This window comes from Streptomyces sp. NPDC002520 (assembly GCF_053595235.1).
Map to the genome: position 1 here is coordinate 134,690 of NZ_JBSFXG010000015.1, position 17,967 is coordinate 152,656.

Here is a 17,967-nt window from a genome sequence, read left to right on the forward strand (position 1 = left end):
CCTCCATGATCAACACATAGTTCTGGTGGTTAAGTGTCCCTCACGCAGGTGTGTGATCGCGAAAGGGGCTGGTGGTCGTGCCAGAGCTGAGGCCTTGGCGGGCCGCGAGACCGCAGGTGATGCGGGTCGCGAACGCCGTACGACCGCGTCTGGCGCGCGCCGCGACGGCCGCGAGACCGAGGGTCGCACGGCTCACGCGGGCCGTGAAACCGCAGCTCGCGCGGGCTCCCAGGACCCCGGCAGCCCGGACCTGGCAGTACACCGCGGGCGCCGCCACCGCCGGTCTGGCACTGGCCGCCGTCGTGGTGACCGTCGCCGGCCCGTGGGACGCCACCGGTCAGCGTACGGCCGAGCGGGAGCGGGCGGCCGCACTGGAGCGGCCGGGTGGCGCAGATCACGACGGCTCCGGCGGCTCGGGCACGCGGGACGGGGCGCCCCGCCCCGCCCCGAGCGCCCCGTCCGTCCTGGCCGGTCTGGGCGGCGCCGCGGACGCGGTGAGCGCCCGGAAGACCCCGCCCGACGGAAAGGCCCTCGCGGACGTCCTGGAGCCCCTCCTCGGCGCCCCCGCGCTCGGCGGCACCCACACGGCGGCCGTCGTCGACATGAGCACCGGCAAGCAGCTCTACGGCACCGGAGCCGGCCAGGCCCTCACCCCCGCCTCCACCACCAAGATCGCCACCGCGGTCGCCGCGCTGTCCGCCCTCGGCGCCGACCACCGCCTCACCACCCGCGCCGCCCTCGAATCCGACACCGGCGAGCTGATCCTGGTCGGCGGCGGCGACCCCACGCTCACCGCACACCCCGAGACCGGGGGAGGCTGGGCGAACCTGCGCGCCCTGGCCGCCGACACCGCCGCCGCCCTCAAGGAGCGCGGCATCGCCAAGATCACCCTCTCCTACGACAGCACGCTCTACGCCGGCCCCGCCCTGCACCCCGTCGGCGTCAACGAGAACCTCGCCCCCGTGAGCGCCCTCAGCGTCGACGAGGGCCGCACCGACAAGTCCGTCAGCGGGCCGGCGACGCGCGTCGGCGACCCGGCGGCGGACGCGGCCGGCAAGTTCGCGGGCTTCCTCGAGGCGGCCGGCGTCAAGACCACGGCCCCCGGCCCCTCCAAGGCCACCGGCCGCGCCGAGACCCTCGCCACGGTCTCCTCGCCCCCGCTGTCCGCCCTGGTCGAGCGCATGCTCACCAACAGCGACAACGACATCGCCGAGGCCTTGGCCCGCCAGACCGCCCTCGCGTCCGGCCGGGCGGCGAGCTTCGACGGCGGCGCCAAGGCCATCGCCGCCCAGCTGACACGGCTCGGGCTGCCGATGTCCGGCGCCGCCTTCCACGACGGCAGCGGCCTCGACCGCGACGACCGGCTCACCGCGAACCTCCTCACGGCCCTCCTGGTCAAGGCCGCCGACCCCGCCCGGCCCGGACTGCGCCCCGTCCTCACCGGCCTCCCCGTGGCCGGCTTCACCGGCACCCTCATCACCCGCTACACCGACGGCGCCGCGGGAGTCGTCCGGGCCAAGACCGGCACCCTGACCGGCGTCAACACCCTGGCCGGCACCGTCGTGGACACCGACGGCCACCTCCTGGCCTTCGCCTTTCTGGCCTCCGGCACGACGGACCCCCTGGGGGCGCAGGCGGCCCTGGACAAGACGGCGACGGCTCTCGCGGGGTGCGGCTGCCGCCAGGGCCCGTCGTAGGGCCCTGACCGGTGGGGCGGCCGCTTCGCCCGCGGCGGCCGCCGACCTCACCGCCTGCCTCCCGGGGCCCTGCTCACGTACCGTTGACGCATGACGAGCTTCGGTGGCACCGCATCTCCCGGGATGGTCGACTGGAACCTCGCGGTGGCGACCGCGACACGGCTCGTACGACCGGGCCCCGAAGTCAGCCGTGACGAGGCCAGGGCCGTCGTCACGGAGCTGCGCCGGCACGCGAAGGCCTCGGAGGAGCACGTCCGGGGCTTCACCCGTATGGGCACCGAGTCGACCCACGACACCCCCGTCCTGGTCGTCGACCGCCCCGGCTGGGTCCGCGCGAACGTCGCCGGCTTCCGCGAGATCCTGAGGCCCCTCCTGGAGAAGATGCAGGAACGCCGTGCCGGCAGCCCGGGCAGCACCGTCCTCGGCGCCGTCGGCGGCAAGGTGACCGGCGTCGAACTCGGCATGCTGCTGTCGTTCCTGTCCTCCCGCGTCCTCGGCCAGTACGAGACCTTCGCCCCCGCCACCCGCGACCTGCCGGCCGGCGGGGCGCCCGACGCGCCGTCAGGCGGCGGCGGCCGCCTGCTGCTCGTCGCGCCCAACATCGTCCACGTGGAGCGCGAACTCGACGTCCAGCCGCACGACTTCCGGATGTGGGTGTGCCTGCACGAGGAGACGCACCGCACCCAGTTCACCGCCGTCCCCTGGCTGCGCGACCACCTCGAGGGCGAAATCCAGTCGTTCTTGGCGGAGACCGACGTCGACCCCATGACCTTCCTGGAGCGCATCAGGGAAGCCGCCCAGTCCCTCGCCGGGGGCCGTCCCGAGGGCGAGGAGGACGACGGCGGGCACTCCTTCGTCGAACTCGTGCAGACCCCGGCCCAGCGCGAGATCCTCGGCCGCCTCACCGCGGTCATGTCCCTGCTGGAGGGCCACGCCGACTACGTCATGGACGGAGTGGGTCCAGAAGTCGTACCGACCGTCTCCGAGATTCGCGAGAAGTTCCAGCAGCGCCGGGCCAAGGGCGCTTCCCGGCTCGACCTCGCCCTGCGCAAGCTGCTGGGTCTGGATGCCAAACTGAAGCAGTACCGGGACGGCGAGCGCTTCGTACGTGCCGTCGTCGACCAGGTCGGCATGGACGGCTTCAACCGCGTGTGGACCTCCCCCAACACCCTGCCCACCAAGGCGGAGATCGCCAAACCGGCGGACTGGGTCGCACGGGTGCACCGCAGGACCGGGTCGTGAACGCCGCGGGAAAGTCGTGAACCGGATCCGGCCGACGGCAGGCGAACGCCCCTCCAATCACCCGTCCGAGGGACCGTGAGCCGTGGGTAGGCGTGCAATGCTCGGGGAACGGCCCGCTTCTGTCACCATCTTCACACTCTGAGTGACCGAATCTCGGGCTCACCCCCCGAAAACTTCATGAAGGGAACCGGACATGGGTCCCCATCCTGCGGTCGCGGCGATACGCCTGGCGGTCCGCCGCGTCCTTCACGACATCATGACCGAACACAGCCGCAGCGTCGGAGCAGTGGCCGCCGCCGCGGCGCCCGCCGGCCGCGCCCGCGAACACAGCCGGACCGAGCGCCCGCCGTCCCCGCTCGTGCTCGTCGCGTGCTCCGGCGGCGCCGACTCCATGGCGCTCGCCTCCGCCCTCGCCTTCGAGGCCCCCAAGCTCGGCATCCGCGCCGGCGGCATCACCGTCGACCACGGCCTCCAGCCCGGCTCCGGACTCCGCGCCGACGAGGTCGTCCTCCGGATGCGCGAACTCGGCCTCGACCCCGCCGAGTCCATCGCCGTGAGCGTCGGCCGCGAGGGCGGGCCCGAGGCGGCCGCCCGCGACGCCCGCTACGCCGCCCTCGACGCCGCCGCGGCGCGCCACGGCGCCGTCGCGATCCTGCTCGGGCACACCCGGGACGACCAGGCCGAAACCGTTCTGCTCGGCCTCGCCCGGGGCTCCGGCATCCGCTCCCTGTCCGGCATGGCCGCGGTCTCGGGGGCCGACGGCCGTTACCGGCGCCCGTTCCTGCAGCTGGACCGGCAGACCGCCCGCAAGGCCTGCATGGCCCAGTCCCTGCCCGTCTGGGACGACCCGCACAACACCGACCCCGCCTACACCCGCTCCCGGCTGCGGCACGAAGGCCTGCCCGCCCTGGAGAAGGCCCTCGGCAAGGGCGTCGTGGAGGCACTGGCCCGCACCGCCCAGCTCTCCCGCGACGACGCCGACGCCCTCGACACCTGGGCCAGCCAGGCGGAGGCCTCCGTGCGCGACGCCACGGGTCTGCTGGAGTGCGCGAAGCTCTACGCCCTGCCGCCCGCCGTCCGCCGCCGCATCCTGCGCCGCGCCGCCATCGAGGCGGGCGCCCCGGCCGGTTCCCTCTTCGCCCGCCACATCGAGGAAGTCGACCGGCTGATCACCGGCTGGCGCGGTCAGGGGGCCATCAATCTCCCGGGCAAAGTCGTTGCTCAGCGCCAGGGTGGCAGACTGGTGATTCGGCAAGGCTGAAACCCGACCCCCGGAGCAACCCTCCGACGGTGGCCCGGGGCCGGCCGCCGGCCGTAAGTGCGGGACGACCGAAAGTGATGCGGGTGGACGCGAAAGACATGGGTGCCGACCTCCAGCAGGTGCTCATCACCAAGGAAGAGATCGACGCCAAGCTGGTCGAGCTGGCATCGAAGATCGACGCGGAGTACGCGGGCAAGGACCTGCTCATCGTCGGCGTCCTGAAGGGCGCCGTCATGGTGATGGCGGACCTGGCCCGGGCGCTGTCCACCCCCGTCGTCATGGACTGGATGGCCGTGTCCTCATACGGCGCGGGCACCCAGTCCTCCGGCGTCGTGCGGATCCTCAAGGACCTGGACACCGACATCAAGGGCAAGCACGTCCTGATCGTCGAGGACATCATCGACTCGGGCCTGACCCTGTCGTGGCTGATCAACAACCTCGGCTCCCGCGAGCCCGCCTCGCTGAAGGTGTGCACGCTGCTGCGCAAGCCGGACGCCGCCAAGGTCGCCATCGACGTCGAGTGGGTCGGCTTCGACATCCCCAACGAGTTCGTCGTGGGCTACGGCCTCGACTACGCCGAGAAGTACCGCAACCTGCCGTTCGTGGGTACGCTCGCGCCGCACGTCTACGGCGGCTGAACACAGCCTCTGTAAGACGATCGGGAACCCCAGCGGGTTTCACGGCGTTGGAGGTGGCAGAGACGGGATTGCCGGCCGTCGATGCCGCTCCGTGCGGCTTCGGGCAACATTGCTGGGGTACCGTCAGAAGAACTGTCTTATCAAACTCACTATGGCAGGAGGGACGGGGCGGCACCGCTCCGTATGGATGGACGTGAAGCGATACTTCCGTGGGCCGGTCATGTGGATCGTGCTGGCCGTCCTTGCCGTGGTCGTGTTGATGCAGGTCGTCGGCTCGTCCGGCGGCTACAAGACGGTGGACACAGGCCAGGTCGTGGCGGCGATCAACGCCAACAAGGTCGAGTCGGCCAAGCTCACCACCGGTGACGAGCAGAGCATCAAGGTCACTCTCAAGGACGGCCAGAAGGTCGAAGGCAGCTCGAAGATCCAGTCGAGCTACATCGGCGACCAGGGCGTGAGCCTTGCCAACACGCTGCAGACCAAGTACCAGAACAAGCAGATCCCGGACGGCTACACCGTGTCGCCGTCCAAGCAGAACCCGTTCCTCGGCGTTCTGCTCTCGCTGCTCCCCTTCGTTCTGATCGTGGTCGTCTTCCTGTTCCTGATGAATCAGATGCAGGGCGGCGGCTCCCGGGTCATGAACTTCGGCAAGTCCAAGGCGAAGCTCATCACCAAGGACACCCCGAAGACGACCTTCTCCGACGTCGCCGGCTGTGACGAGGCCGTCGAGGAGCTCCACGAGATCAAGGAGTTCCTGCAGGAACCGGCCAAGTTCCAGGCCGTCGGCGCCAAGATCCCCAAGGGCGTGCTGCTCTACGGCCGCCCCGGTACGGGCAAGACCCTCCTCGCGCGCGCCGTCGCCGGCGAGGCCGGGGTTCCCTTCTACTCGATCTCCGGTTCCGACTTCGTCGAGATGTTCGTCGGTGTCGGTGCCTCCCGAGTCCGTGACCTGTTCGAGCAGGCCAAGGCGAACGCCCCGGCGATCGTCTTCGTCGACGAGATCGACGCGGTCGGCCGCCACCGTGGTGCCGGCCTCGGCGGCGGTCACGACGAGCGCGAGCAGACCCTGAACCAGCTGCTCGTCGAGATGGACGGCTTCGACGTGAAGGGCGGCGTCATCCTGATCGCCGCCACCAACCGGCCCGACATCCTCGACCCGGCGCTGCTGCGCCCGGGCCGCTTCGACCGGCAGATCGCGGTCGACCCGCCGGACCTGCAGGGCCGTCTGGAGATCCTCAAGGTCCACCAGAAGGGCAAGCCGGTCGCGTCCGACGTCGACCTGGCCGCCGTCGCCCGCCGTACCCCCGGCATGACCGGTGCCGACCTCGCCAACGTGCTGAACGAGGCGGCGCTGCTCACCGCGCGCAGCGACCAGAAGCTGATCGACAACAAGGCGCTGGACGAGGCGATCGACCGCGTGGTCGCGGGCCCGCAGAAGCGGACCCGGATCATGTCGGACAAGGAGAAGAAGATCACCGCGTACCACGAGGGCGGTCACGCCCTGGTCGCGGCGGCTTCGCCGAACGCCGACCCCGTCCACAAGATCACGATCCTGTCCCGCGGGCGCGCCCTCGGTTACACGATGGTGCTCCCGGACGAGGACAAGTACTCGACCACACGCAACGAGATGCTCGACCAGCTCGCCTACATGCTGGGCGGCCGGGCGGCCGAGGAACTGGTCTTCCACGACCCGACCACCGGTGCCGCCAACGACATCGAGAAGGCCACCGGCCTGGCCCGCGCGATGGTCACCCAGTACGGCATGACCGAGCGGCTCGGCGCCATCAAGTTCGGCGGCGACAACAGCGAGCCCTTCCTCGGCCGTGAGATGGCTCACCAGCGCGACTACTCGGAAGAGGTCGCCGCGCTGGTCGACGAAGAGGTCAAGAAGCTCATCGAGACCGCGCACAACGAGGCGTGGGAGATGCTGGTCGAGAACCGCGACGTGCTCGACAACCTCGTCCTGGCCCTCCTGGAGAAGGAGACCCTGGGCAAGGAGGAGATCGCCGAGATCTTCGCGCCGATCGTCAAGCGCCCGCCGCGGCCCGCCTGGACCGGCTCCTCCCGCCGTACCCCGTCCACCCGTCCGCCGGTGCTCTCCCCCAAGGAGCTGGCCCTGACGAACGGTGCGAACGGCGCGACGGCGGCGATCAGCACGGCCAAGTCCACGGCTTCGGAGTCCGCTCCCCTGACGGAGCAGACCCCGGAGGACCGCACCGAGAGCTGATGGCTTTCGGCCACAGCTGGCCCGGAATGAATGCCGCGCCCCCCAGGTTCTAGCCTGGGGGGCGCGGCATTTCGGCATGTCCGCACAGAGCACGCGTGGCCGCCGCGCGTGACAGGCACAGGAACGAGGAACCACATGACCGACCCCGTGACCCTGGACGGAGAGGGCGCCATCGGCGAGTTCGACGAGAAGCGCGCCGAGAACGCCGTACGGGAACTGCTGATCGCGGTCGGCGAGGACCCGGACCGTGAGGGCCTCAGGGAGACGCCGGGCCGGGTGGCGCGGGCGTACAAGGAGATCTTCGCGGGTCTGTGGCAGAAGCCCGAGGACGTCCTGACGACGACTTTCGACCTGGGACACGACGAGATGGTCCTCGTGAAGGACATCGAGGTGTACAGCACCTGTGAGCATCATCTGGTGCCGTTCCGGGGCGTCGCCCACGTCGGCTACATCCCGTCCGTGACGGGGAAGATCACCGGGCTGTCCAAGCTGGCCCGGCTCGTGGACGTCTACGCCCGCCGCCCGCAGGTGCAGGAACGACTCACCACGCAGATCGCCGACTCGCTGATGGAGATACTCGAGCCCCGGGGCGTGATCGTGGTCGTCGAGTGCGAGCACATGTGCATGTCGATGCGGGGCATCCGCAAGCCGGGGGCGAAGACCATCACCTCGGCGGTGCGCGGTCAGCTGCGGGACGCGGCGACGCGCAACGAGGCGATGAGCCTCATCATGGCGCGCTGACCGGCCCGGACCGAGCCGGCGGTCAGGCCGCCGGTTCCGCGCCCCGGTGGTCGTTCTGGTCCTCGTCCTCCGGGAGCTTGCAGACCCGCTCCAGGAACAGGGCGGCCGCTATGACGGCGATGCCCGCGAGGACCGAGAAGCCGGCGTAGAGGGCCTGGTCCCGGCGGGCCGGGATGTCGAGGAGTTCCAGCAGCAGGACGCCCGTGCCGCCGTACATGCCGGAGACGAGGGCGGCGACCAGGGCGCTGGCCTGGGCGAAGACGACCGCGCGGGCGGCCATCAGGGGGTCGACGGCCTTCGCGTCGGGGCGGCGCTCGCGCTGGGCCTTGAAGCGTGTGCGCAGCGAGAGCGCCGTGGACAGCAGGACCACCGCGATCAGGGCGAGGACGACAGGGGCGGCCAGGGGGACGCTGGGAAGGGTCCCGATCGAGTTCCACAGGCGGGCACCCGCCCAGGACAGGACTCCGGCGACGACGAACACGCCGATCAGCACCCTGATGCGCAGCTGTTTCACGGTGTCCCTTCAACTCCCCCGGACCGGTCCCGGAATGTGGTCGTGTCGACCTTAACGACTACTCGGGCAGTCGGAGTTCCAGGTCCGCGCGGGGCGCGATGCCGCCCCGCGTGACGGCCGACAGCAGTTCGGCCACCGCGCCGCGGCCGGGCAGCGTGGCCTGCGGGTCGACGTCGTGCCAGGGGGCGAGGACGAAGGCGCGTTCGTGGGCGCGCGGGTGGGGCAGGGTCAGCTGCGGGTCGTCGGAGGTGACGTTCGCGTAGGCCACGATGTCGACGTCCAGCGTGCGAGGGGCCCAGCGCTCTTCGCGGACCCGGTTGAAGGCCTCCTCGACGGCGTGCGCCCGCTCCAGCAGGGAGGACGGCGGCAGGGTGGTCTTGAGGACCACGACCGCGTTGAAGTACGAGGGCTGGCTGCCGGGCGCGACGCCCCACGGCTCGGTCTCGTACACCGGGGACACGGCCTTGATGCGCACGCCCGGGGTGTCCTCCAGGGCGTCGACGGCGCCCTGGATGGTCTCCAGGCGGTTGCCCAGGTTGGAACCGAGGGAGATCACGGCCCACTGCGGGTTCTGGAGGGTCGTGTCGGCGTCGTCGACTTTCTGGACGACGGAGGCGGGCACCGGCTGGACGGTCGGGTCGCTCTGACCCTGGGCGAAAGGTCGGGTCATACTCGGCTCCGGGTGATGGTGACGGTCACGTCGTCGAAGGGGACGGTGATCGGCGCGTCCGGCTTGTGCACGCACACCTCGACCTCCTGGACACCTTCGTGCTTGAGGCAGGTCTGGGCGATCCGCTCGGCGAGCGTCTCGATCAGATTCACGGGCTCGCCCTCGACCACGGCCACGACCTCCTCGGCCACGACGCCGTAGTGCACGGTCTTCGCCAGGTCGTCGCCGGCCGCGGCCGGCCGGGTGTCCAGGCCGAGGACCAGGTCGACGATGAAGGTCTGGCCCTCCTCGCGCTCCCTGGGGAACACACCGTGGTGCCCGCGGGCCTTCAGGCCGCGCAGCGCGACACGATCCACGCGAATCACTCCTGCAATCGTCGGGAACGGCCGGTCGGTGCCGCGTGCGGGCGGCACACCGGCCACAGACGAATCTACCTGCGGGCACTGACACGGAGGGGTCACCGAGGCGTGGACAGGGGCAGGGACGGTGAGGGTTCACCGCCTGTTTCCCCGGGGGAACCCGGCCGTGCCATGGGCCGGAAGCCGCTCCTACCCGGGGTTCGTGATTCCAACCACTTCTCTTCCCGCAGGTCGCTTTCCCTGTACCCGCAGGCCGGTTCCCCTCTGCCCGCGGGGTTTCGCACGTTCAGCCGAGGGGGCCGTCGTCGGGGTCGACGCCGTTCACACGGGGCGTGTCGTCCTCGCCGTCCTCGTCGGTCTCGGCGAGGACGGGGGAGGCGTGGTGGGACCACATCTTCCAGCCGTCGGGCGTACGCCTGAACACGTTCGTGGCGACGACGAGCTGGCCGACCAGGGGGCCGAGTTCCGCGCCGTCCGCGGGCGCCGGGCCGCCGCTGAGGATGTTCTCGGTGCAGGTCACGAGGGCCGTGTCGCCGGTGACGGAGACATGCGTGTCGGTGAGGAAGAACTGGATGTAGTCGGTGTTCGCCATGATCAGGGCGTACGACCGCAGGACCTCGCCGCGGCCGGTGAGCACCGGCCAGCCGGGGTGGACGCAGGAGACGACGCCGGTGTCCGCCGGGTCGTGGTACTCCTCGTCGACGCCCAGGTCGGCGGGGGTGAGCCAGAGGGAGGCGAGTTCCTCGAAGTCGCCGCGTTCCATCGCCTCGTAAAAGGCGGTGTTGGCGGCCTCCACCTGCTCGACGTCGGTGTGGGGGGCGCTCACCGGGCTCCTTCCGCGCCGGGTGCCTGCGCGGAAGAGGCTGCCGTGCGCGCCTCTTCGACGGCCTGCGCGACCCGTACCGCGTCGGCCGTGGCGCGCACCTCGTGCACGCGCACCGCCCACGCGCCCGCGTGCGCGGCGAGCGCGGAGACGGCGGCGGTGGCGGCGTCGCGTTCGCGGGCGGGCGGGGGCGCGCCCTCCGGGCCGGCGAGGACGCGGCCGAGGAACCGCTTGCGGGAGGCGGCGACGAGCAGGGGGTGGCCGAGAGCGCGCAGCCGGTCGAGGTGGGCGAGCAGGGTGAGGTCGTGCCCGGCCTCCTTGGAGAAGCCGAGGCCGGGGTCGACGACGATCCGGTCGGGGGCGATGCCGCCCGCCAGAACGGCCTCCACGCGTGCGTGCAGTTCGTCCACGACCTCGGTGACGACGTCCTCGTAGGTGCCCTTGACGTTCCCGTTCTGGAGGAAGCCGCGCCAGTGCATGACGACGAAGGGGGCGCCCGCGGCCGCGACCACGGGGATCATGGCGGGGTCGGCGAGGCCGCCGCTGACGTCGTTGACGAGGGCGGCGCCGGCCGCGAGGGACTGCTCGGCGACGGAGGCGCGCATGGTGTCGACGGAGACGACCACGCCCTCGGAGGCGAGGCCGCGCACGACGGGGATGACGCGCCTCAGTTCCTCGGCCTCGTCGACGCGGGTGGCGCCGGGGCGGGTGGACTCGCCGCCGACGTCGACCAGGTCCGCGCCCTCGGCGACCAGGTCCAGGCCGTGCTTGACGGCGACGGTCGTGTCGAACCAGCGGCCGCCGTCGGAGAAGGAATCGGGGGTCACGTTGACGACGCCCATGACCGCACACCGGTCCCATGCCGGAAGGCCCGCCACTCGGCCGCGCCCGCTGAGGTTGTTCATACGTTCAGCGTAGGCCCCGGGGGTGCCGTGAACGCGCCACGGCCCGGACGGAGGGCCCTGTGGGGGAAGGGCCGGCTTCCGTCCGGGCCGCCGGGACAAGGCCCGGAGAGGGCGGTCGGGGGGCGGGGTCCACGCGGGGCGGGGCCGGGTCAGGCCGCGCGGACGTCGTGCTCCGCGACCGCGTGCGCGCAGGGGCGAGCGCCGGCCGCCCTGCGCCGGCGCAGGGCGCGCGGCAGCGGGAGGGCGAGGGTGACGAAGCCCTCGGCCTGCATGGCGGCGAAGCCGATGCGGGGCAGGTCGGCGGGGGCGCGGTAGACGACGAAGCGCGGCTCCCAGCGGGGCTGGAACTTGGCGTTGAACCTGTACAGCGACTCGATCTGGAACCAGCGGGACAGGAACACCAGCAGGCCGCGCCAGGCCCGCAGCACCGGGCCCGCGCCGATCTTCTCCCCGCGTGCGAGGGCGGAGCGGAACATCGCGAAGTTGAGCGAGATCCGGGTGACGGCGAACTTCGGGGCGGCCTGGAGAGCGGCGACGATCAGCAGCTCGTTCATGCCGGGGTCGGCGCCGCGGTCGCGGCGCATGAGGTCCAGGGACACGCCGTCGGTGCCCCAGGGCACGAAGTGCAGGATCGCCTTCAGGTCGCCGTACTCGCCGGGTTCGTCGTCCTGCTTGTGGGCGGTGGCGATCAGGCAGTCGCCGTCGGCGGGGTCGCCGACGCGGCCGAGCGCCATGGAGAAGCCGCGCTCGGTGTCGGTGCCGCGCCAGTCCTCCGCCGCCAGGCGGATGCGCTCCAGCTCCGCCTCGCCGAGGTCACGGACACGCCGCACCCGGGTTTCGTAGCCGGCTCGCTCGATGCGCTTGACCATCTGTCGCACGTTGCGCATCGCGCGTCCGGCGAGCGAGAAATCCGCCACGTCGACCACCGCCTCGTCGCCCAGTTCCAGGGCGTCCAGGCCGGTCTCGCGGGTCCAGACCTCGCCGCCCGTCTCCGAGCAGCCCATGACCGCGGGGGTCCAGGAGTGGGCTTTGGCCTCGTCCATGAAGCGTTCGATGGCGCCGGGCCAGGCCTCGACGTCGCCGATCGGGTCGCCGCTGGCGAGCATCACCCCGGAGACGACGCGGTAGGTGACGGCGGCCTTGCCGCTGGGGGAGAAGACGACCGCCTTGTCGCGGCGCAGCGCGAAGTGGCCGAGGGAGTCGCGCCGCCCGTGCTTGTCGAGCAGGGCGCGCAGCTTCGCCTCGTCCTCCTCGGTGAGCCGGGCGGCCGGGTGTTCGGGGCGGAAGGCGAGGTAGATGGTGGTGACCGCGGTCAGCCAGCCGAGCGCGCCGAGGGAGAAGGCGACCGTCCAGGAGGTGTAGCCGTCGTAGTCCAGGGGGCCCTCGAAGCCGAACAGGCCGTAGACGACGTGGGTCAGCCGGTCGGCCAGACTCGGGTCGCCGACCATGCGGTTCGGGTGCGCGCTGACGATGACCAGTCCGAGGACGATCGAACCGGCTGCCATCAGGACGAAGTTGGCGAGGGCCCGCCAGCGGCTGCGCGGGTCGGGCAGGGCCGCGAACTCGTCGCGGTGGCGTAGCAGCAGCATCAGGAGCGCCAGCGAGATGAGCACGCCGACGAGCGAGTGCCGGTACACGAACTGGGCGGCGGCGCCGGCCGGCAGCAGCACGGCTGCGGCGCGCCACGCCCTGCGCTTGCGCCGCCTGAGCCCGTGCGCGAGCAGCAGCAACAGCACACCGTCGGCGAGCGACACGGCCGCGGCGAAGGGCCCGAAGGAACCGGGCAGGACCTCGACGAGGGCGTGCATACGGCTGTGACGGAAGCGCGGGAAGACGCCCCCGGCGATGTCCAGGACGCCCACGACGGCGCACGCCCTGGCGATGAGGGTGGGAACGGCCTCGGGGCGCGGGCCGCGCAGCACGCGCCGCGCCCGGCTTGTTCGGCTCGGAACCTCGCCCGACATTTCCCCATCTATCCTGACAGACATCGCATCCCGTAGTTCTGCGAGAGACCTTGAACCCGGTGCCGATCGGGGCATCCGGCGACATTGCGCCCTCTAGGACGGTGTCTCGGGGAGTGAGGTTCATTCCCCTCCGGAAAGTCGGGTCAAAGGCTAAGGAAAGCCTCGGGCAAGCCCTTGCAACGAATGTGTGAGCGGCCAACAGGCGGAAAGCGCAGGCAGGAAACAGCCCATGGGTCTCACGAGCAACAAAGTGCTGATGCTGACAGTCGTGTTCGCCGTGGTGCTGTTCGTCGCCACGGTGTGGTGGTGGCCACGGCTGGCCCGGCAGACCTGGCGGGCCGTCAGCGGTCGCGTCGCCCTTCTACTCGCCACCCAGTTGGCGCTCTTCGCAACCCTGGGGATCGGCGTCAACCAGGCCTTCGGCTTCTACGCGAGCTGGGCCGACCTGTTCGGAAAGGAGACCGACCAGGGCGTCGTCATCGACCACTCGGGCAACCACGGCGCCGGCGGCCCGCTCCAGGTGGTGTCCACCTCCCTGGTGGAGGGCGGAAGCGGCTCCCGGCCGCAGGCGACCGGGCAGATCCAGAAGGTCGACATCGTGGGCCGCCGGACCCGCATCGCCACTCCGGCGTACGTCTACCTGCCGCCGGAGTACTTCCAGGCCCGGTACCGCACGCGGACGTTTCCCACCTCCGTCGTGCTGACCGGATACCCCGGTACGGCGCGGGCGCTGGTGGACAAGCTGCGCTACCCGCGCACCGCGCAGGACCTGGCCAAGAGCGGGCGGATGCAGCCGATGATCCTGGTGATGCTGCGGCCGACCGTGGCGCCGCCCCGCGACACCGAGTGCGTGGACGTCCCGGGCGGGCCGCAGACCGAGACGTTCTTCGCCAAGGATCTGCCGGACGCCGTCCTCGCGCACTACCGGGTGGGCAAGGGGCCCGGCAGCTGGGGCATCGTCGGCGACTCCACCGGCGGCTACTGCGCGCTGAAGCTGGCGATGCGCCATCCGGGCGCCTACGCCGCCGGCGCGGGCCTCTCGCCGTACTACAAGGCGCCGATCGATCCCACGACCGGTGACCTCTTCCGCCGCGACAAGACCCTTCAGAATCGTGCCGACCTGTGGTGGCTCCTCCAGCACGAGCCCGCGCCCGACACCTCGTTGCTCGTCACCAGCAGCAAGATCGGCGAGCACAACTACAAGGACACGCTCAAGTTCATAGAGCGTGTGCAGGCCACGAACCGGACCCGCATCTCGTCGATCATCCTGGACAGCGGCGGACACAACTTCAACACCTGGCGACGGGAGATCCCGGCGACCCTGCAGTGGCTCAGCGGACGGCTGTCCGACCGCTGAGCGGCGGCTGCCCTTCCGCTTACGAAGGGCGACGAAGCGCGGCGAGGACACCGGTGTGGCCGTGTTTTTACGGTGCGGGCGCCCACGATTCGCCTACGCGCGGTAAGTTTCTGGCCATGCCACGTGGACGCCACCGCCATTCCCCGCCTTTGCACCGGCTCCTGCCGCCCTCGGCGATCGCCGGTGTCTCCGTCGTCTGCGCGCTGGGTCCCTGGGTGTTCTCCGAGGCCACGGTGCTGCGCGCGGCGGCCGCGGCCGCCGCGCTGACGGCTGTTGTCGGCGCGATCGTGATGCGCCGCTGGGACGCGCAGGCCGGCAAGCAGGTCGCCGACCTCACGCGCGTGCGTGCCAGCGACGAGTGGCGCTTCGAGGAACGGGTCGCCGAACTGGAGACCGACCTGGAGGAGTCGCGCGAACTGCGCACCAAGCTGGAGCAGCGGCTGCGCGCCAAGCGCGCGGAGCTGACCGGCCTGCGCAACGAGCACGCGGCCCTGCTGCGCCGGTACGCCACGGCGGAGACCGAACGCGCGAGCGCCCTGGAGGGACGCCGGCTGCTGGAACTCGAGGCGGCCCCGTCGTCGGGCGCGCCCGCGCTGCCGCCGGCGCGCCGTGCGGAGCCGGAGGTCCCGGAGCAGCGGGTCGGCGAGCAGCGGGTCGGCGAGCCGGAGGTACCGGCGGCTTCAGTGGAGGCCGTGGTGCCGGAGGCGGCGGCCGAGGAGACGCCGGAGCAGCGTGTCGTGTTCTCGACGGAGGGCGCGCTGCTGTACCGGAGGGCGGCGGAGGCGCTGGCGCGGTTCGGCGGTGAGGCGTCCGAGGAGGACGGGTCCCCGCAGGACGAGGCCGTCGAGGACGGCGCTGCGAAGGGCGAGTCCGTCGAGGGCGGGTCCGTGAAGCCCGAGTCCGTCGAGGCGGAGTCGGAGGATCAGGGGCCGGATCCGGCCGAATCCCGGGCCCGGTCCGAAGCTGTAGCCGAGTCCGAGTCCGAGTCCGAGTCCGAGTCCGAGTCCGACTCCGAGTCCGACTCCGAGTCCGTGGCCGACTCCGCGTCCGACCCGGCGTCGTCCGTGTCCGTGGCTGATGACGCCGAGGCCGTTGCCAAAGGAGAAGGCGCCGCGGAGGGCGTGACGGAAGCGCCCGCCGCTGCCCCGGACGAGGCGCAGGGACCGGTCGAGGCGACCGCCACGCACGCGCGCGCGGCCGCCGTTCCGGAGACGCCGACCCTTCCCGCCAAGCACCAGGGGCAGCAGCCCGCCGGGCACTTCACGGTGCCGACCGCGGTGGCCGTCGTACCGGCAGCGCCCGCGCGGCGCCCGACGGTCGAGGGCGGGTTCGACTTCTTCGGCACCCAGAAGGAGACGTCGTCCACCGCGCTGGACTCCGTGCAGAACGAGGACCTCGCTGACGTCGTCGGCCAGGAGGCGCTCGCGCTGCACAAGGCCGAGACGGAGGCCGAGTTCAAGTCCGCCGACGCCGAGTCGCACGGCATCGGCCAGGTCATCGACCTCACGGCGCACGACGAGACCGAGCAGATCGACGTGCAGGGCCTGCGCAGCGCGGCTTCCTGACCCGGTCGGACCGGCCCGAACGACCCAAGAGCCCGGCTCCCCTTAGAGGGTGAGCCGGGCTCAGGCGTTCCGGGGGCCGAGGGTTTCGGGGGCAGGTGTTCCCGGACGGCGGAGGTCAGGCCATCCAGCGGTCCGGGCGGGCCGTCCTGCGGCCGGTGCGGGAGCGGGTCGCCTGGTCCCGCAGGAGGAGGGCGGCCTCCTCGGCGTCGCGCAGACGGGCCGTCACGGTCTTGCCGGCCCCGGTGTCCACGTGGACGTCGGCGAGGCGCCACAGGCGCGCCCAAGGGCCCTGGGCGAGCCGTACGCTCTGCACCTTCGCGTGCGGAACCAGGGACAGGTGGCGGCTCAGCAGGCCGTGCCGCACGGCGAAGACCGAGTCGGTGACGGCGAGGCCGTGCCCGCGCCACCACACCGGCACGCACCGTCCCGCCCGCCGCGGCGGGCGGGACAGGGACTCGGGGACGGTCACGCCGGGCAGCACGCGTGCGATGACCGACTCGGCCACCGCGCGCGGGGCGACCGGCACCAGCACGGAGTTGGCCGACCCGGCCACGTCCAGCTCCACGCGCACCCAGCGGAGCCGCCGCCACAGCAGCGGCTCCACGATCCGCACGGTCTGCACCCGCCCCGGCGGCACGGTCTCGTGCGTGCGGTCGAGCAGTCCGTGGTCGATGCGCAGCCCGTCCGGGGACTCGCCCACCGACCAGTCGTACTCGGTCACGAACCGCCCCACACTGCGTCCCACCGCGCCGCCGAACAGCGTGAGAGCGGTCGCGAGGACGGTCCACACGCTGTGCAGGGCGAGCCACAGCACGGGCGGTACGACGAGCGCGGCGGCCAGGGAGCCCCAAGTGGCGCCCGTCAGTGCCACGGAGAGCGCCAGCTCGCGCGGGGGCACGCGCAACAGCTCCCGTGCCGGCGCCTCGCCGACCTCGCGCGCCGCCTCGGGTGCGAAGCCCGCCGCGCGCGCGAGCAGCTCCGCACGCAGGGTGCGCGCCTCCTGCTCGCCCAGGAAGGCGAGTTCGTCCTTCTTGTCGGCCCCGACGACATCGATGCGCAGCTTGGCGACGCCGGCGACGCGCGCGAGGAGCGGCCGCGTGACGTCGACCGCCTGGATGCGCTCCAGGCGGATGTGCGCGGTGCGCCGGAACAGCAGCCCGGTACGTATGCGCAGTTCGGTGTCGGTGACCGCGAAGTGCGTGAACCACCAGGACAGGAAGCCGTACAGGCCGGCGGCCGGGACCAGCACGCTGACCGCGATCAGGAGCATGGTGCCGGTCAGTCGCGTCAGCTGCTCCTGCGCGGCGTTCGGGTCGTGCACGGCCCACCCGGCGAGCACGGCGACCGGCGCCCACGCCCGCCGCAAGGGCGTGACGGGATGCAGCCGCCGCTCGGCGACCGCCCCGCCCTCCGGTGCGCCGAGCCCGCCCTCCGGTGCGCCGAGCCCGCCCTCAGACGCGCCGGACCTGTCCTCCGGCGTCGTCACAGGCCCGCCGATCGGGCCTCGCCCAGCTCGGTGAGCCGGTCGCGCAGCCGTTCCGCCTCGGCCGGGTCGAGGCCGGGGATGACCGCGTCGGTCGCGGCGGCCGCGGTGTGCAGCTGCACGCTGGCCAGCCCGAAGTGCCGCTCGACGGGCCCGGAGGTGACCTCCACCAGCTGCATCCGCCCGTACGGCACCACGGTCTCCTCCCGCCACAGCACGCCCCGGCTGATCAGCAGGTCGTCGGCGCGCTCGGCGTACCGCCAGGAACGCCAGTTGCGGCCCAGCATCCGCCAGCACCAGGCGCCGACCGCCAGGGGCAGCAGCGCGAGGGCCGCCCACACGGGTCCGGCGAGCAGGCCCGGCAGCAACCCCACCAGCAGGGCGATCAGCCCCGTCCACAGCGCCAGCAGCAGCCGGCGCATGCGCAGCAGGCCGGGTGGCAGCCCGTGCCACACCGGCTCTTCCCTGGTCCCCCCGGCGGTTTCCGGGCTCCCCGTCTCCATGGGGCCAGCGTACGTAGG

General features: G+C 72.1%; 16 protein-coding genes. 8 read left to right on the forward strand and 8 right to left on the reverse strand.

The window, feature by feature from the left end; translation table 11 throughout:
• Positions 1–119 precede the first annotated feature (119 nt).
• The 6 genes from dacB to folE all read left to right on the forward strand — a co-directional run bounded on the left by dacB (position 120) and on the right by folE (position 7,806).
• A complete protein-coding gene (gene dacB / locus ACWD5D_RS22220; RefSeq protein ID WP_451374453.1) occupies positions 120–1,697 on the forward strand; it encodes a D-alanyl-D-alanine carboxypeptidase/D-alanyl-D-alanine endopeptidase in 1,578 nt (525 codons plus the stop codon).
• 90 nt (positions 1,698–1,787) lie between these two features.
• The gene (locus ACWD5D_RS22225; protein ID WP_451374454.1) at positions 1,788–2,939 is read left to right on the forward strand and encodes a zinc-dependent metalloprotease; all 1,152 of its coding nucleotides are present in this window, start codon (positions 1,788–1,790) and stop codon (positions 2,937–2,939) included.
• A 193-nt stretch (positions 2,940–3,132) separates the two neighbouring features.
• A complete protein-coding gene (gene tilS, locus ACWD5D_RS22230) occupies positions 3,133–4,200 on the forward strand; it encodes a tRNA lysidine(34) synthetase TilS (RefSeq protein WP_451374455.1) in 1,068 nt (355 codons plus the stop codon).
• 77 nt (positions 4,201–4,277) lie between these two features.
• Positions 4,278–4,838: a hypoxanthine phosphoribosyltransferase gene (gene hpt / locus ACWD5D_RS22235; protein WP_393878974.1), complete on the forward strand. Its 561-nt coding sequence runs from the start codon at positions 4,278–4,280 to the stop codon at positions 4,836–4,838.
• A gap of 187 nt (positions 4,839–5,025) precedes the next feature.
• Positions 5,026–7,065 carry an ATP-dependent zinc metalloprotease FtsH gene (gene ftsH, locus ACWD5D_RS22240; protein ID WP_451374456.1) on the forward strand — a complete coding sequence of 680 codons (2,040 nt, stop codon included), beginning with the start codon at positions 5,026–5,028 and terminating at the stop codon, positions 7,063–7,065.
• Positions 7,066–7,200: 135 nt separating this feature from the next.
• Entirely contained in the window at positions 7,201–7,806 is a 606-nt protein-coding gene (gene folE, locus ACWD5D_RS22245; protein WP_451374457.1) for a GTP cyclohydrolase I FolE, read from the forward strand.
• A 22-nt stretch (positions 7,807–7,828) separates the two neighbouring features.
• Here folE and ACWD5D_RS22250 read toward each other — a convergent pair whose 3' ends face one another.
• From ACWD5D_RS22250 to ACWD5D_RS22275, 6 genes are all read right to left on the reverse strand, one after another.
• Positions 7,829–8,320, reverse strand: coding sequence for a DUF3180 domain-containing protein (locus ACWD5D_RS22250; protein WP_451374458.1), 492 nt, complete (start codon positions 8,318–8,320; stop codon positions 7,829–7,831).
• A gap of 58 nt (positions 8,321–8,378) precedes the next feature.
• Positions 8,379–8,990, reverse strand: coding sequence for a 2-amino-4-hydroxy-6-hydroxymethyldihydropteridine diphosphokinase (gene folK / locus ACWD5D_RS22255; RefSeq protein WP_451374459.1), 612 nt, complete (start codon positions 8,988–8,990; stop codon positions 8,379–8,381).
• On the reverse strand, positions 8,987–9,346 hold the full coding sequence (gene folB, locus ACWD5D_RS22260; RefSeq protein WP_451374460.1) for a dihydroneopterin aldolase: 360 nt from the start codon (positions 9,344–9,346) through the stop codon (positions 8,987–8,989). Before folB ends, folK begins: the two co-directional genes overlap by 4 nt.
• A 289-nt stretch (positions 9,347–9,635) precedes the next feature.
• Complete coding sequence (locus ACWD5D_RS22265; protein WP_451374461.1) at positions 9,636–10,175, reverse strand: nuclear transport factor 2 family protein; 540 nt, start codon at positions 10,173–10,175, stop codon at positions 9,636–9,638.
• Positions 10,172–11,077, reverse strand: a complete 906-nt coding sequence (folP, locus tag ACWD5D_RS22270) for a dihydropteroate synthase (protein WP_451374462.1) — start codon at positions 11,075–11,077, stop codon at positions 10,172–10,174. The genes ACWD5D_RS22265 and folP overlap by 4 nt, the downstream gene beginning before the upstream one ends.
• 149 nt (positions 11,078–11,226) lie before the next feature.
• Positions 11,227–13,041 carry a phosphatidylglycerol lysyltransferase domain-containing protein gene (locus ACWD5D_RS22275; RefSeq protein ID WP_451374463.1) on the reverse strand — a complete coding sequence of 605 codons (1,815 nt, stop codon included), beginning with the start codon at positions 13,039–13,041 and terminating at the stop codon, positions 11,227–11,229.
• Positions 13,042–13,270: 229 nt separating this feature from the next.
• Here ACWD5D_RS22275 and ACWD5D_RS22280 point away from each other — a divergent pair, with 229 nt between their 5' ends.
• Both ACWD5D_RS22280 and ACWD5D_RS22285 read left to right on the forward strand, forming a co-directional pair.
• Positions 13,271–14,398, forward strand: coding sequence for an alpha/beta hydrolase (locus tag ACWD5D_RS22280; protein ID WP_451374464.1), 1,128 nt, complete (start codon positions 13,271–13,273; stop codon positions 14,396–14,398).
• Positions 14,399–14,514: 116 nt separating this feature from the next.
• A complete protein-coding gene (locus ACWD5D_RS22285) occupies positions 14,515–15,963 on the forward strand; it encodes a hypothetical protein (RefSeq protein WP_451374465.1) in 1,449 nt (482 codons plus the stop codon).
• A gap of 115 nt (positions 15,964–16,078) precedes the next feature.
• Here ACWD5D_RS22285 and ACWD5D_RS22290 read toward each other — a convergent pair whose 3' ends face one another.
• Positions 16,079–17,347, reverse strand: a complete 1,269-nt coding sequence (locus ACWD5D_RS22290; protein ID WP_451374515.1) for a PH domain-containing protein — start codon at positions 17,345–17,347, stop codon at positions 16,079–16,081.
• Between the two features lie 98 nt (positions 17,348–17,445).
• The gene (locus tag ACWD5D_RS22295) at positions 17,446–17,949 is read right to left on the reverse strand and encodes a PH domain-containing protein (protein ID WP_451374466.1); all 504 of its coding nucleotides are present in this window, start codon (positions 17,947–17,949) and stop codon (positions 17,446–17,448) included.
• Between the last annotated feature and the right edge of the window lie 18 nt (positions 17,950–17,967).